The sequence below is a fragment of the Betaproteobacteria bacterium genome, assembly GCA_016713305.1.
Taxonomy (GTDB): Bacteria; Pseudomonadota; Gammaproteobacteria; order Burkholderiales.
In genome coordinates this window covers 488,782-503,274 of the sequence record JADJPK010000008.1, presented here as the reverse complement: position 1 = coordinate 503,274, position 14,493 = coordinate 488,782, and the positions used below count along the sequence as shown (strand labels likewise).

Below are 14,493 nucleotides of genomic sequence, written 5' to 3'. Positions count from 1 at the left end.
AGCGCACCCGTGACGGCTCCCAGCAGCATGGCCACGATGATGTAGGAACGGGGAAACAACCGCTTGAAGGCCACGGCGGAAACCAGCGTCACGCCGCTTATCGCGGCCGCGTACGGATTCACGATGTCGTTCCACGATGCCACCACAACGTAGAACTTCTCGTAGAAGAACTGCATCGACAGGCCCGAGACGCCCAGCGAACCCTCGAGCGCGGATGTGATGAGAAGCACCCCCACGCCGATCTTGATGCCACCGATCGCGGCCGGGCTGAGGAACCGGAAGACCGCGGCCCCACGCAACAGCCAGAACGCAAGCTGCAGCACGCCGACCATGAGACTCAGCAGCAGGACGTAGTCGGTGTAGAGGGGGCTGCCTCGTCCCGCGTGAGGCATGACCGCCAGACTCATGAGGATCGACAACGCGGTATTGGGACCGCCCACCATCGCGGAGTTTCCGAACAGGCTCGATACAAGCGCCACGAACACTGCACAGTACAGGCCGTATTCCGGAGCGAGTCCGACCACGTAGGCGAACGTGATCGCCTGAGGGATGACCAGGATCGCGCCGGCGATTCCGGAACCGAATTCACGCCGCTTGTCCGCATGTGCCCACCACGACACATCCGGCAGCGCCTCGCGGACCAGGGAAGGCAGGATACGCACCCGGCTCACGATCGGGCCCGCAGGCGGACTCGGGCCGATGGTCCTGAGCGTCGCACCCTCAGCGTCCGCTCCCTGTTCCGCCGCGGAACCACTGAACCACGCGTTCCGCCAGCTTCTTCAGCCGTCCCTCGCGGGGATCGAATGGACGCAACTGGAGATGAAGGAAGGCCGCCACGTCGAGCGCTTCCTGCTGCGTGAGCGATCGCCCCGCCCCGAGCGGCATGTTGGCCCAGATGAATGCGGCCGCCTTTTCGATGTTGTTCATGCCTGCACCAGCGCTGTACGACTCCGGACCCCACACGGGCGGCACGGTGGAGGAGCCACGCCCCTCCGGCCCGTGGCAAGCCGCGCAAGCGCGCTTGTAGACCGTCTCTCCCATGGCGGGATTGGGATCCTGGTCGGTGTCCGTGAGCGTGGGCACGCCCCAGCTGCGGGGGGGCTTGCCGATCACCTCGCCCTCCGACAGATAGTTCACATAGGCGGCGACTGCGAGCACTTCGGGCGCGTCCGCGGGAGGCATCACGCCGTTATGACTATAGAGAAAGCATTCCCGGATGCGCAGGCCGATTCCGTTGCGCACGCCGTTCTTGGCCCTCCAGCGCGGGTACAGACCCGCCACGTTGAGCGGGAAGGCATCGGGTGCCGTGCCCCCGGCGAGATGGCAGTTCGTGCAACTGAGCCGGTTGCCGGAGTACCGGGGCGCGTAACGGGGCGTGTCCATCACGATGTTGTACCCGAATACGACATTGCTCTCGTAGTCGTCGAGCACGCCCCGGGCTTTCAGTTCGTCGATGGAGGGTCGCGCGCAGGCAACCGCGCTCATGAGCGCGGTTGCCACCGTGAGGAGAACGCGTCCGATCAGGCTCGGGCGATGCATGTGAATGAAGGAAGGCAGGACGACCGGGCCGGTGCTTGCGTGCAACTGCGGATGCCGCGACCGTCGGCGCCTCGCGACCACACGCGAAGCGCCGAACCCATCGTCAACCGGCGAACATGTAGGTGAAACCCCTGGCCTGCGCTGCGTGGCAGGCGAACACGCCGGAGGGAAGGACCTTGATGCCCGGGTGCAACGCGTCCATCCACTCCTGTTTCACGGCAGCCGGCTCCAGTCCCATCTTCTTCGCGATCATCATGCTGCGGAACGTCAGCGCCAGATCGCACGCAGCGACCCGGACGCCGGCGTCAATCAACCTGGACAATGCCGCTTCCTGGAAGGGCAACGCGCCCGGCTTGAGGTAATAGGGATTGCGGACAGCAGGTGCCTTGGTTTCGGGATCGTCGATCTTGAACACCTCGCCCAGCTTGTATTTCGCCCAGACCGCATCGCCAAGAGCGAGCGGAATCGTATCGTGCCGGATCACCAGCACGGCCCCCACGTCGGCAGGCGATACACCGAGGCCTGCCGGGGTGCTGATCAGAAAAGCGAGGGTATAGATGAGCCCCATGCCGTGGTTGAGCTCTGGCCAGTCCGTCACCTGGTGATGCTTACCCGGCACACTCTCGAACCAGCGGGCGATATCCGCCGCCAGCTCGGTAGAGGCCTCGGCGGCATGAACCGCGGAACTGGCCACCGGCAGCGTGGCACCGAGTCCGGCGGCGGCAGCGGCGGCCAGCGTCAGGAACTCGCGTCGATTCTCGGGAAACGGTGTCTCTTTCATGCTGTGCTCCTCCTCTGGTTGGCGGGCGTGGCCTTCGCGCACTGCGGCGAATGGTACCAAAGGGCCTGACGCCAAGAAGGCGCAGCGACGTTGCGTCGAATTTCTTGACAGCATGCAACGCCCCGCCACAGGGTCCGGAGTGTCGCGGGACCGAGTCGCGAGCGGAGCCGTCGACGCCTCCAGGGCTAGGCGTGATAGTTGCTGTCACTCACTGCATACGCCAAGGACGATCTGGCGCTGCCAGATCCATCTACAAGGGAGACCCGGAATGTCGAAGCAGAAGCAGAGCAGACTCAACGCAATGCTGGGCGGCGCCCTGTGCGCCGGGGCGATGCTGACCCAACCCGTCTCGGCGGCGATCGTGACGGGGCATTACGAGGGTCCCATCATCGCGAGCAACTTTCCCGGGGTCCCCTCCAACTCGGCAATTCTCGAACTCGATTTCTCCTACGACGATGCAGCCGTGCCCGACAACAACGCGGGTGGCATCGCCGACTACACTACTTTCCTCCAGAGTCTCACTGTAACGATCGGTTCGAATGCCTGGAACTGGGACTCCGCCAACGGATCGGCGTGGTTGAACCTCTACGACAATTATTCGGGCATGAACGGACAGGACGCGATGTTCCTGTATGCCGAGACGTTCAACGGGCCCGAACTCGTGCCGGGTGCCCATGATTACGTGTTCTCGCTGTCCATGTACGACTTCGAGCCCTTCGGAGGCCCGGACGCCTTGACCGCGCCCGCGCCGCTGCCCGCCACGGTGCCGGATCCCGGCCAGTTTCAGCCGGCGCCTGCCTATCAGAACGGTATGAACTTCTCGTTCCTCGTGGGTGACCCCGAACTGGGCGACCGATATGCGGTCGTCACGGATGAAGTGACCACCGCGGTGCCTGAACCGTCCACCTATCTTCTGATCCTTGCGGGACTGGGCATTGTCGCTGGAGCGAGCCGCAGGGTCGCACGCAACCACTGACGATCCAGCTGCCAGTACCCCCCTCCAGGAACGCCCGCCTGCGCATCGTCGCGGCGGGTGTTGCCGTTCGTGCATCTCAGGGATGTGAGGAATCTCCGGACAGCATGCGTTCCACGTACCGGGCGATCAGATCCACCTCCAGATTCACCCGTGATCCCGTCTCGAGGTCGCCGAGATTGGTGACCGCCAGCGTGTGTGGAATGAGATTCACGCTGAAGCAGTCGTCTCCCACCCGATTGACCGTGAGACTCACACCGTTCACGGTGATCGAGCCCTTGCGCGCAACGTAACGCGCGAGTTCTCCAGGAACCCGGAATTCGAGCTTGCGGTTGTCCGCGAGCGATTCCACGTTCACTACTTCGCCTACCCCGTCCACGTGACCGGTCACGAGGTGACCGCCCAGGCGGTCATTCGCCCGCAACGCCTTTTCCAGGTTGAGCCGCTCTCCCGGCCGGAAGCCCACGGTGCAGTCGAGCGTCTCCCTCGACACGTCGACTTCGAACCCGGAGCCATCGAGCGCCACGACCGTAAGGCAACAACCATTGACGGCGATGCTGTCGCCGAGCATCGCGTCTCCGAGATCCAGGGTCGGCGCGTCGATCCTGACGCGCGCGCCAAGTCCGCTAGGTATGAAGCGGTCTATCCTGCCGATGGCCTGCACGATTCCGGTGAACATGATCTGGGGAAGCTCCGGTTTCCGATTGACGGTCCCTTCGATGCACGCGGCGCGTACATCAGGCGGGCCTGGCCTAGGTTGAATGGGATGAACGGCGACGAGGCCGCGCGATGATCCTCAGGTCGTCGCCAAAGCGTGAAATGTCGCGCACATCCAGTTGCGGCATGTCGTCGACGAGTTCTCCGGGCGCCAGCCTGAGCATTCCACGCGCCGCATCGCCCAGCAGCCGCGGCGCCTGGTACAGCACGAGTTCATCCACGACGCCGGCTGCCCACAGCGCGCTGTGCAGGTTGATGCCGGCCTCGCCCAGCACCTCGTTTACCTGCCGCTCTCCCAGACGCTGCATGAGCGACGGCAGATCCACCTTGCCGGTGGAGTCCGGCAGGACCCAGACCTCCGCGTTCCGCTCGGCGAGCTGTGCGACCTTCTCGGCATCGTCCGTGGCAGTCGCGACGATGAGACTGCCGCCGTCCAGGATCTTGGCATCGAGCGGAATGCGCAGACGGCTGTCCACCACCAGCCTCACCGGCTGGCGTTGCACCGGAACATCGCGCACGGTGAGCCTCGGATCGTCGTCACGCAAGGTGCCGATCCCGGTCATCACCACGCATGAGCGTGCCCGCCAGGCGTGACCGTCACGGCGCGCCTCGGGCCCGGTGATCCACTGACTCGCGCCGTTGGGCAGGGCAGTCTTGCCATCCAGGCTCGCGGCGATCTTCACGCGGAGCCAGGGCCGTCCCCGGGTCATCCGCGCCACGAAACCGATGTTGAGTTCGCGCGCCTCGTCCTCCAGCAGACCACAGTCGGTCTCCATGCCGGCTTCCCTGAGCCGGGCCAGACCCTGGCCCCGTACCCTGGGATTGGGGTCTTCCATGGCGGCAACCACACGCCGCACACCGGCGCGGATCAGCGCGTCTGCGCAGGGAGGCGTCCGTCCATGATGGCTGCACGGCTCGAGCGAAACATAGGCGGTGGCCCCCGCCGCTCGGTCTCCGGCAGCCGCGAGCGCATGCACTTCCGCGTGAGGTTCGCCCGTCCGCGCGTGCCAGCCCTCGCCCACCGTCGCACCGTCGCGCACGAGCACGCACCCGACCCGCGGATTGGGGGAGGTGGTATTCATGCCGAGCGCCGCGAGTTCCAGCGCCCGTGCCATGTGACCCCGGTCGTCGTACGTGAAACTCATGAACGGAGCGTCGTGCGTCTGCGCCGCGGGACCGGCTTGGCGACTTCTTCGATCGCATCGCGAAAGTCGTCCACGTCCTGGAAGCTGCGATAGACGGATGCGAAGCGGATGTAGGCCACCTTGTCGAGCTTGTACAGTTCCTTCATGACCATCTGTCCCACGGCCCGCGAGGCAATCTCCCGCTCGCCCAGCGCCAGCAACCGCTGCGTGATCCGCTGAATCGCGGCGTCGACCTGCTCGGTAGGAACCGGACGCTTGTGCAAGGCCCGCGTGAAGCTCGTGCGCAGCTTGCGCTCATCGAACTCCGCCCGGCTGCCGCTGGTCTTCACGATCTGCGGCATCCGCAGTTCGACACGCTCGAAGGTGGTGAATCGCTTGTCGCATGCCAGGCAGCGCCGGCGGCGGCGGACGCTGTCGGCATCCTCGCTTACCCGCGAATCCACCACCTGCGTATCCAGATGGCCACAGAACGGGCACTTCATGGAATTTCGGGCACAGTACTCCGGCCCTCACGCGCAATCAGCGAACGAGCGTTCTGCACTTCTGCTTTCCTGGCGGCGGCATCACCCTGGGGAGCCGGTGCTCAGCGGCTGCGGCCCGCCGACGATTCGTAGACGGGAAACTTCGCGCACATCGCCTTCACGTCATCCGCGACCCGGGCAATCACGGCGTCGTCCTGCGGAGCGTCGAGGACGTCGGCGACGAGATTGGCGAGCCGTTCGGCTTCCAGTTCCCTGAAGCCTCGCGTCGTCATGGCAGGCGAGCCGATCCGGATGCCGGAGGTCACGAACGGCTTCTCCGGATCGTTCGGTATGGCATTCTTGTTGACGGTGATGTGGGCCCGGCCCAGCGCGGCTTCGGCATCCTTGCCGGTGATCTTCTTGGCGCGCAGGTCCAGCAGGAACATGTGACTTTCCGTGCGGCCGGACACGATGCGCAACCCCCGCTCCGCCAGCACCTTCGCGAGCACCATGGCATTGTCCATCACCTGGGTCTGGTACTGCCTGAAGGCCGGGGTCATCGCCTCCTTGAATGCGACCGCCTTGGCTGCGATCACGTGCATGAGAGGCCCGCCCTGGATCCCGGGAAAGATCGCGGAATTGATGATCTTCTCGTGCTCTGCGCCCGCCAGGATGATGCCGCCCCGTGGCCCGCGAAGCGTCTTGTGCGTGGTGCTCGTGACGAAGTGGGCGATGCCGACCGGGTTGGGGTACAGCCCTGCCGCCACCAGACCGGCGTAGTGCGCCATGTCCACCATCAGGTAAGCGCCCACCGCGTCGGCGATTTCCCGGAATCGCTTGAAGTCGATGCGCAGAGCGTAGGCCGATGCGCCGGCCACGATCAGGCGAGGCTTGTGTTCCGCGGCCAGCCGGGCGACTTCGTCGTAGTCGATGGCCTCGTCCGCCGTCATGCCGTACGCGACGGCGTGGTAGAGCTTGCCGGAAAGATTGACCGGCGATCCATGCGTGAGGTGTCCGCCGTGGGCCAGCGACATGCCAAGAATCGTGTCGCCGGCCTTGAGGACCGCGGCGTATACCGCCTGGTTCGCCTGCGATCCGGAGTGCGGTTGCACGTTGGCGAACTCGGCACCGAAGAGCTTCTTGCACCGATCGATGGCGAGCTGTTCCGCCACGTCCACGTGCTCGCAGCCGCCGTAGTAGCGCTTGCCCGGATACCCTTCCGCGTACTTGTTCGTCAGAACCGAACCCTGGGCTTCCAGCACTCGGGGACTCGTGTAATTTTCCGAGGCGATGAGTTCGATGTGATCTTCCTGGCGCGCGATCTCGGCCTCGATGGCCTGGGAAAGCTCGGGGTCGAACCCGGCGATGGTGTCTTGGCTGCTGAACATGGCGGTCCTGCCTGGGGAGAGGCCCGGGATGTTACCACCCGCGCCGCTGCCTCCCTCCGGGTGCCGTCCCGGAAACTGTGGAAAACGCCTTGCCATTGAGGGAGTTGCCGCACTGCACATCGCATTGGGCGATGGCCTTGTCGTATGATCCGTCGTTCGCTGGCGGGGTTCGACACAGGGTGGCCCTGCCGGAACGGGAGAACACATCCGCGGCTGCCCGCGGGCACGCGACATCCAACGGGAGGAGAACCCTGAAATGCCCAACGTCCTGTCCAAGCTGATCTGGGTGGCCATCGCCATCCTCGGCGCCTCGGCCATCGGCGGCATCGCGCTCCACAGGGGCGAGTCGATCAACGCCATGTGGTTCATCGCCGCAGCCGTATGCACGTACCTCATCGCGTACCGCTTCTACAGTGCCTGGATATGCGCCAAGGTGCTGGTGCTCGACGAGACACGCGCCACGCCGGCGGAACGCTTCAACAACGGACGCGATTTCGTGCCCACGAACAAGTGGGTCGCCTTCGGACACCACTTCGCCGCCATCGCCGGTCCGGGACCGCTCATCGGACCGACGCTCGCCATGCAGTTCGGCTACCTGCCCGGCACGCTGTGGATTCTCGTCGGTTCGGTCCTCGGCGGCTGTGTGCAGGACATGGTGACCATGTTCTGCTCCACCCGGCGCGACGGCCGTTCCCTGGGTCAGATGGCCAAGGACGAACTCGGTGCCGTCGGCGGCTGGGCCGCAATGATCGGTGCCCTGATGATCATCATCATCCTCATCGCCGTGCTGGGTCTCGTGATCGTCAAGGCAATGAAGCACAGCCCGTGGGCGACGGCGACGGTGCTGGGCACCATCCCCGTGGCGATGCTGATCGGCATCTACATGCGCGGGATCCGCCCCGGGCGGGTGCTCGAAGGCTCGCTCATCGGCATTGCCCTGCTTCTCGTCTGCGTGTGGGGCGGCGGGGTCATCAACGAGTCCGATTCCCTCAAGGGCATGTTCGACTGGGACGACATGCAGTGCGCCTGGTTCGTGATGATCTACGGATTCTCCGCGGCGGCACTGCCTGTCTGGCTGCTGCTGGCACCCCGGGACTATCTCTCCACCTTCCTCAAGCTGGGCGTGGTGTTCATGCTGGCAGGCGCCATCCTGCTGACGGCCCCCGAGGTCAAGATGCCCGCCATCACGCAGTTCATCGACGGCACCGGCCCCATCTTCAAGGGCACGCTCTTCCCCTTCGTCTTCATCACCATCGCCTGCGGCGCCATCTCCGGCTTCCACTCGCTGGTGTCCTCCGGCACGACGCCCAAGCTGCTCGCCAACGAGCGCGAGATCCGCATGATCGGCTACGGCAGCATGGCCCTCGAGTCGTTCGTCGCCATCATGGCGGTGATCGCGGCGACCGTGATGGAGCCCGGCGTCTATTTCGCCATCAACAGCGCGGCAGGCGTTGTGGGCAAGGAAGCAGCCGACGCGGTGGCGAAGATCACGTCGTGGGGATTCCCTGTCACGGTGGACCAGATGAACACCCTGGCCAGCGAGATGGGCGAGAAGACGCTGTTCGCTCGTGTGGGCGGCGCGCCCTCCCTGGCCGTGGGCATGGCGACGATCTTCCACAGCACGTTCGGCGGCAAGATGCTGGCGATGTGGTACCACTTCGCCATCATGTTCGAGGTGCTGTTCATCCTGACCACTCTGGACGCCGGCACGCGCGTGGGACGTTTCATGCTGCAGGATCTGCTGAAGCACGTATCCCCGAAACTGGGCGACGTGTCTTCCTATCCCGCAACCGTGTTCGCAAGCGTCGTGTTCGTCGCGGCCTGGGGCTACTTCCTGGTGCAGGGTGTGCAGGATCCGCTCGGGGGCGTGAACATCCTCTGGCCGCTGTTCGGGATCTCCAACCAGTTGCTCGCGGGGATCGCGCTCACCGTGTGTACCGGCATCATCATCAAGATGGGCAAGGTACGGTATGCGTGGGTGACCGGCCTGCCGCTCACCTGGCTCGCGGTCGTGTGCACGAGTGCGGCCGTGGAGAAGGTGTTCAGCCCCAATCCCGCCGTCGGTTTCCTGTCGGGCGCGAACAAGCTCGCGGCGGATCTTGCCGCAGGCACCTTGCCTCCCGAGAAGATCGCCTCCGCGCCGTCGCTCATTTTCGGCCAGCGGATCGACGCCGCGTTGGCACTCCTGTTCGCGATCATCCTGTGGGTGGTGATCCTCGACATGCTGCGCATGGCACGCCGTTTCCTCGCGGGCGAGCCGGTGCAGGCATTGTCTGAATCTCCGCATACGCAAACGCAACTCGCGTGGGCGCGCGACTGAACGCTGGTGCACGTCCGGGGCGACGCGACGCGCGCTCCGGACACTCGATCTTTCGCTCCCGCCCCCGCAATCACCGATCCGGCGCCAGGGGCCAGAGACCATGCGTGACGATCTGAAGAAGCTCTGGGACTATCTGCGCGAGGTGTCGGGCGACGACGCCTACGAGCGTTATCTGGAGCGGCATCGGCGCACCCACCCCGAGGCGCCGCCACTCACCGAGAGGGAGTTCTTCGCGTCCGAGCAGGACCGCAAGTGGAGCGGCGTGACGCGCTGCTGCTGATTCGGAGAGAGAACGCCGCGCCCGCGATGATCCGCGCAAGCGGTTCACTGGCTGACGAACGACCTGCCCTCAGATCCAGGAAGCTTCCAGGATAGCCAGATACTCCGCCACGGTGGCCTTGCGCGGATTGGTCGCGTGGCAGTGGTCTTTAGGCGCGGCTTCCGCGATGGCGCTCAGCGCTTCCTTTGGCACGCCCATGGACTTGAGCCCCGGCGGCAAACCGAGACGCTGGTTCAGATCCGCGATGGCTCGGGCCACATCCGCCCCCGGCTCCAGCCCCATCACCGCCGCCATGCCGATCAGCTTGTCGCCGACGTGCTCGGCATTGAACCGGATGACCTCGGGCAACAGCACTGCGTTCAATGTGCCGTGATGCAGTTTCAGATCCTTCAATGCTCCCAACGGATGGGAAAGCGCATGAACGGCGCCCAGCCCCTTCTGGAACGCCAGCGCGCCTTCCATCGCGGCCATCATCATGTTCCAGCGCGCGTCGCGGTCGGAACCGTCGCGCGTGGCCCGCTCCAGGTACAGCGCGCACTTCGCCAGGCCATCCAGCGCGATCGCTTCGGCCGGCGGATTGATCAGGGGCGACAGGAAGGTCTCGATGCAATGCGCCATCGCGTCCATGCCCGTGGCTGCCGTGAGCAGGGGGGGCAGACCGAGCGTCAGCTCCGGATCGCAGATGGCCACCTTGGGCAGCAGATGCGGCGACAGCAGCCCCAGTTTGCGGCCGTCGTTCAGCACGATGACGGAACCTCGGCCGACTTCGCTGCCGGTTCCCGCCGTCGTGGGAATCGCGATGAGCGGTGCGACTGCTGCCGTGATCTTTCCTGCGCCCCCTTCCACGGCGGCGTACTGAACGAGCGGTTCGGGATGCGTCGCGAGCAGCACCAGGGCCTTGCCCAGATCGATCGACGATCCGCCGCCCATCGCGATCACGCCGTCTGCCGCGACAGCCCGGTAGCGGGCCAATGCGGAAAGCGTCGCCGCTTCCGTGGGATTCGGCGGCGTCTCGTCGAACACGTCGAATCCCAAGGAGGCGTCGAGCGCCTCCTGCAGCTTGTCCAGCAGGCCTGCGGCCCGGATGCCCTTGTCGGTGACGATGAGCGGGTGACGGATTCCAAGCCGCACGCACTCCTGCGAGACGAGGCGGATGGCGCCGAAATCGAACTGGGCAGTGGTGAGATAGCTGATGGTGGCCATGGCGGTGTGCGGGTGTGAGGGTGGCTGACGCTCGCATTATCTCACCGCAAGTGCGCACGCCGTGCTGGCCAGATCGCTGCATCACGCAACGCAACGGCCTGATGCGGGCTCCGCCCGGCGCGGAATCGGTCGCCAGATGCTCGTGGCGAATGAACAGCGCCGAGACAAGGCTCTGGAATCCCCGGAAGATGTCTAGCCGCGCGCGCGGCGAAGCGCCTCGATCTCCTCGCGCACCGACTCCAGTTCTCCCCGCAAATGGCGGACGTCCCGGTGCAGTTCCCGGATGATCGTCCTCTCCTCGTCGGTGATGAGCCTGGCGATCTCGACGCGCATCGTACGGACGTCCTCGTGCATCTCCTGGCGCAGACGGCGCTCGTCCTCGCCGATCAGCAGCGCCGCGATGCTCGCCGTCACCATCGACATCGTGGCAACGCCCACGACCACGATGAAGACGGCGAAGAAGCGCGCTGCGGTCGTGGTAGGAACGAAGTCCCCGTATCCGATGGTCGCGCCGGTCACGACTGCCAGCCACAGTCCTTCCCCGTAGCTGTGCACCGTCGGTTCCAGCCAGTAGAACCCGAAGCCTGACAAGAGCAGGACGACGAAACCGAACACCAGGAGATAGGGCAGCCCCCCCTTGCGGAATACCTTTCTGCTGGCGGCGAACGTCCGCATGAGCAGCAGTCCGACGATGGCAACACGGGTGAGACGCACGAGCGTGACCCATTCGGTCTCGAAACCCACGAGACTCGCCAACGTGAACACGATCACCAGGACGTCGAGCCAGTTGCGGAACAGGTACCGCACCTTGAACCGCGTGAGATGGAGCATCCATCCGAGTTCGGCAGTGAACGCCACGAGGATGAAGATCTCGATGACCTCGCCGAGGACGCGGGCGGGCCGTCCCGAGGCCAGTTCCTCGAAGTAGAAGCCGGGGACCGACAGGAGCGCCACCCCGATCATCACCCAGTGGAGCCGCCGCTCCCACAGATAGGCCTCCGGGGCGTCACCCGGAGGAACGCCGCCGATACCGAACCAGGAAAGACCCCGAAGCGCCATGAGGGCGTGCCGATGGAGTGAGGGTTCAGTCCCCTGCGACGGTCAGTTCGTCGATCAGAATGGAACCGCACTGCCGGGGTCCACGCACCAGCACGTCCGAGCCCGTCGCGACGATTCCCTTGAACATCGTCTTGAGATTTCCCGCCACGGTGATCTCGTGCACCGGATAGGCGATCGCACCATTCTCCACCCAGAAGCCCGCGGCACCACGCGAGTAGTCGCCCGTCACCATGTTGAGGCCGTGGCCCAGCATTTCGGTGAGCAGCAGTCCGGTGCCCATCGTGGCGAGCAGTTCTTCGAAGCTCTCGCCCGTGGGCTCCAGGACGAGATTGTGCGTTCCACCTGCATTGCCGGTGGAACGCATGCCGAGCTTGCGCGCCGAATACGAGCCCAGAAAGTAGCCGTTCAGCACGCCTGCCGTCACGATCTCCCTGTCCTGCGTCGCCACCCCTTCGTCGTCGAAGAAACTGCTCGCCATGCCACGGGGGACGTGCGCGAGATCACGGATGCGGACGATCGGCGAGAAGATCGGCTGCCCCAGACTGTCGAGCAGAAATGAAGACTTGCGGTAGAGACTGCCGCCGCTTGCTGCGGACGCGAAGTGGCTCAGCAGGGACGAAGCGATGGGTGCCCTCGAACAATACGGGGCACTGCCGGGTCGTGATCTTGCGACCGCCCAGGCGCGCCACCGCGCGCCGCCCCGCCTCCCGCCCCACGGCCTCGGCAGGTTCCAGCCCGTCGCGCATCCGCGAGACCGTGTACCAGTCATCCCGCTGCATGTCGTCCCCCTTGCCGGCGACAACGGAGCACGAAATGCTGTGACGGGTGGCGGGGAACCCGCCGATGAAGCCCAGGGAATTCGCGTACACGAAATGAGAGGCATGAGTACCCACCGTCGCCCCCTCGGAATTGCCGATGCGCGGATCCACGGCGAGTGCCGCGGCTTCGCACTCGCGCGCGATGTCGATGGCACTTTCCACGGCCAGTTCCCACGGATGAAAGAGATCCAGGTCGGAGGGGCGCTTCGCCAGGAGATCGGGATCGGCAAGACCCGCGCAATCGTCCTCTGCCGTATGCCGTGCGATGGAAACCGCTGCCCGCACCGTATCCTGCAATGCCTCCCGCGAGAGATCCGCGCTGGAGGCGTGGCCGCGGCGCGTGCCCACGTAGACGGTGACACCCCCCCCTTTGTCGCGGTTGTATTCGATGGTCTCGACCTCGCCGCGCCGGACCGAGACGGACTGGCCATGGCTCTCGCTCAGGTCCAGTTCGGCGCTGGTGGCCCCCTGCTCCGCCGCCATGCGCAGGATGTCCGCGGCAAGCGTCTTCAGGGTGTCGAGGTCGTAGGCAAATCCGTCGGGGCTGTTCACTTGATCGGAGGCTCGGGGCATGGGGGGAGTCGCGAAGGACGGGCAGTCGCGATCACTTATCATAGCAAGCGACATGACCGATCCCACCTTCCAGCACGAAGACGCGCCGAGCAAGTCTCAGCGCAAGCGCGAGATGAACGCCCTCCAGGACCTCGGCGAGGCCCTGGTGGCCTTGAGCGCAGACCGGCTCGCCCGCATCGAGCTGCCCGACTCCCTCCGGGCGGCCATCGACGAAGCACGGCGAATCCACAAATTCGGGGCCCTGCGCCGCCAGCTCCAGTACATCGGCAAGCTCATGCGCGACGTCGATGCGGAACCTATCCGGCGCCAGCTCGGCGCCCTCGAAGGCCAGTCACGCGAGCACACCGCGTGGCTGCATCGGCTGGAGCATTGGCGCGACCGGCTGATCGCCGACGAACACGCGCTGGGCGAACTGTTGAATGCTCACCCGGGCATCGACGCGCAGCGCATGCGAACGCTGATCCGCAATGCAAGACACGAGGAGGCGCAGGGCAAGCCGCCGAAGTCGTTCCGCGAGATGTTCCGCGTGCTGAAGGAATCGGTGCCTTTGCCCGCGGACGTTTCCCCACCCCCCGAGGAAGACAATGAGTGAAGAGGCTGTCAGGATCGGCCTGGTCTCCATCAGCGACCGGGCCTCGAAAGGCGTGTATCGGGACGAGGGTCTGCCGGCCCTGCGCGACTGGCTGAGCCGGGCGGTCATCAATCCGATCGCGTTCGTCGAGCGGCTCATTCCCGACGAGCAGCCCGGGATCGAGGCGACGCTCAGGGAACTGGCTGACGGCGAACGATGCAATCTGGTGCTGACCACCGGCGGAACCGGCCCCGCGAAACGGGATGTGACACCCGAGGCAACGCTGGCCATCGCGGACAAGGTAATGCCGGGTTTCGGCGAGCAGATGCGGCAGATCAGCCTCAGGTTCGTGCCGACCGCCATCCTTTCCCGGCAGACGGCCGTGATCCGGGGCGATGCGCTGATCATCAACCTGCCGGGCCAGCCGAAGTCGATCCGCGAGACGCTCGAGGGCCTGCGCAACGCCGATGGCACACAGGCCGTGCCCGGAATCTTTGCCGCGGTGCCCTACTGTGTGGACCTCATCGGCGGCCCCTACATCGAGACGCGCGAGGACCTGTGCAAGGCGTTCAGGCCCAAGTCCGCGATCCGGCCGAAGGCGTGACGCTGCGCGAGAGGAAGAACTGCCGGGATCTTCGGCGGATCCGATGAACCCGGCAAGCCGC

The 14,493-nt window shown here is 65.4% G+C and carries 14 protein-coding genes and 1 pseudogene; 5 read left to right on the top strand and 10 right to left on the bottom strand.

Annotated features, from left to right (window positions below):
* The 3 genes from IPK20_12270 to IPK20_12260 all read right to left on the bottom strand — a co-directional run.
* Positions 1-671, bottom strand: a 671-nt coding sequence (locus IPK20_12270) for a hypothetical protein (protein ID MBK8017407.1), incomplete at its 3' end; no start/stop codon positions are given.
* Between the two features lie 49 nt (positions 672-720).
* Positions 721-1,500, bottom strand: a complete 780-nt coding sequence (locus IPK20_12265) for a c-type cytochrome (GenBank protein MBK8017406.1) — start codon at positions 1,498-1,500, stop codon at positions 721-723.
* A gap of 142 nt (positions 1,501-1,642) precedes the next feature.
* The gene (locus IPK20_12260) at positions 1,643-2,320 is read right to left on the bottom strand and encodes a twin-arginine translocation signal domain-containing protein (GenBank protein MBK8017405.1); all 678 of its coding nucleotides are present in this window, start codon (positions 2,318-2,320) and stop codon (positions 1,643-1,645) included.
* A gap of 604 nt (positions 2,321-2,924) precedes the next feature.
* Between IPK20_12260 and IPK20_12255 the strand changes: the two genes are divergently transcribed.
* Positions 2,925-3,296 (top strand): PEP-CTERM sorting domain-containing protein, encoded by a 372-nt coding sequence (locus IPK20_12255; protein MBK8017404.1) that lies wholly within the window; start codon positions 2,925-2,927, stop codon positions 3,294-3,296.
* A gap of 76 nt (positions 3,297-3,372) precedes the next feature.
* Here IPK20_12255 and IPK20_12250 read toward each other — a convergent pair whose 3' ends face one another.
* From IPK20_12250 to IPK20_12235, 4 genes are all read right to left on the bottom strand, one after another.
* A complete protein-coding gene (locus tag IPK20_12250) occupies positions 3,373-3,972 on the bottom strand; it encodes a riboflavin synthase (protein ID MBK8017403.1) in 600 nt (199 codons plus the stop codon).
* Positions 3,973-4,045: 73 nt separating this feature from the next.
* Positions 4,046-5,155 (bottom strand): bifunctional diaminohydroxyphosphoribosylaminopyrimidine deaminase/5-amino-6-(5-phosphoribosylamino)uracil reductase RibD, encoded by a 1,110-nt coding sequence (gene ribD / locus IPK20_12245; protein MBK8017402.1) that lies wholly within the window; start codon positions 5,153-5,155, stop codon positions 4,046-4,048.
* Positions 5,152-5,637 (bottom strand): transcriptional repressor NrdR, encoded by a 486-nt coding sequence (nrdR, locus tag IPK20_12240; protein MBK8017401.1) that lies wholly within the window; start codon positions 5,635-5,637, stop codon positions 5,152-5,154. The genes ribD and nrdR overlap by 4 nt, the downstream gene beginning before the upstream one ends.
* A gap of 101 nt (positions 5,638-5,738) precedes the next feature.
* Entirely contained in the window at positions 5,739-7,004 is a 1,266-nt protein-coding gene (locus tag IPK20_12235; GenBank protein MBK8017400.1) for a serine hydroxymethyltransferase, read from the bottom strand.
* 256 nt (positions 7,005-7,260) lie between these two features.
* Between IPK20_12235 and IPK20_12230 the strand changes: the two genes are divergently transcribed.
* Both IPK20_12230 and IPK20_12225 read left to right on the top strand, forming a co-directional pair.
* Positions 7,261-9,324, top strand: a complete 2,064-nt coding sequence (locus IPK20_12230; protein MBK8017399.1) for a carbon starvation protein A — start codon at positions 7,261-7,263, stop codon at positions 9,322-9,324.
* 100 nt (positions 9,325-9,424) lie between these two features.
* Positions 9,425-9,604 carry a YbdD/YjiX family protein gene (locus tag IPK20_12225; GenBank protein ID MBK8017398.1) on the top strand — a complete coding sequence of 60 codons (180 nt, stop codon included), beginning with the start codon at positions 9,425-9,427 and terminating at the stop codon, positions 9,602-9,604.
* Positions 9,605-9,673: 69 nt separating this feature from the next.
* Here IPK20_12225 and IPK20_12220 read toward each other — a convergent pair whose 3' ends face one another.
* From IPK20_12220 to pmbA, 3 genes and pseudogenes are all read right to left on the bottom strand, one after another.
* Positions 9,674-10,807, bottom strand: a complete 1,134-nt coding sequence (locus IPK20_12220; GenBank protein MBK8017397.1) for an iron-containing alcohol dehydrogenase — start codon at positions 10,805-10,807, stop codon at positions 9,674-9,676.
* 192 nt (positions 10,808-10,999) lie between these two features.
* On the bottom strand, positions 11,000-11,866 hold the full coding sequence (locus IPK20_12215; GenBank protein ID MBK8017396.1) for a potassium channel family protein: 867 nt from the start codon (positions 11,864-11,866) through the stop codon (positions 11,000-11,002).
* Positions 11,867-11,891: 25 nt separating this feature from the next.
* Positions 11,892-13,257: pseudogene (gene pmbA, locus IPK20_12210) on the bottom strand (metalloprotease PmbA).
* A gap of 52 nt (positions 13,258-13,309) precedes the next feature.
* Here pmbA and IPK20_12205 point away from each other — a divergent pair.
* Together IPK20_12205 and mog are read left to right on the top strand one after the other, a co-directional pair.
* Entirely contained in the window at positions 13,310-13,849 is a 540-nt protein-coding gene (locus IPK20_12205) for a DUF615 domain-containing protein (GenBank protein ID MBK8017395.1), read from the top strand.
* Positions 13,842-14,432, top strand: a complete 591-nt coding sequence (gene mog / locus IPK20_12200; GenBank protein ID MBK8017394.1) for a molybdopterin adenylyltransferase — start codon at positions 13,842-13,844, stop codon at positions 14,430-14,432. Before IPK20_12205 ends, mog begins: the two co-directional genes overlap by 8 nt.
* Positions 14,433-14,493: the final 61 nt, after the last annotated feature.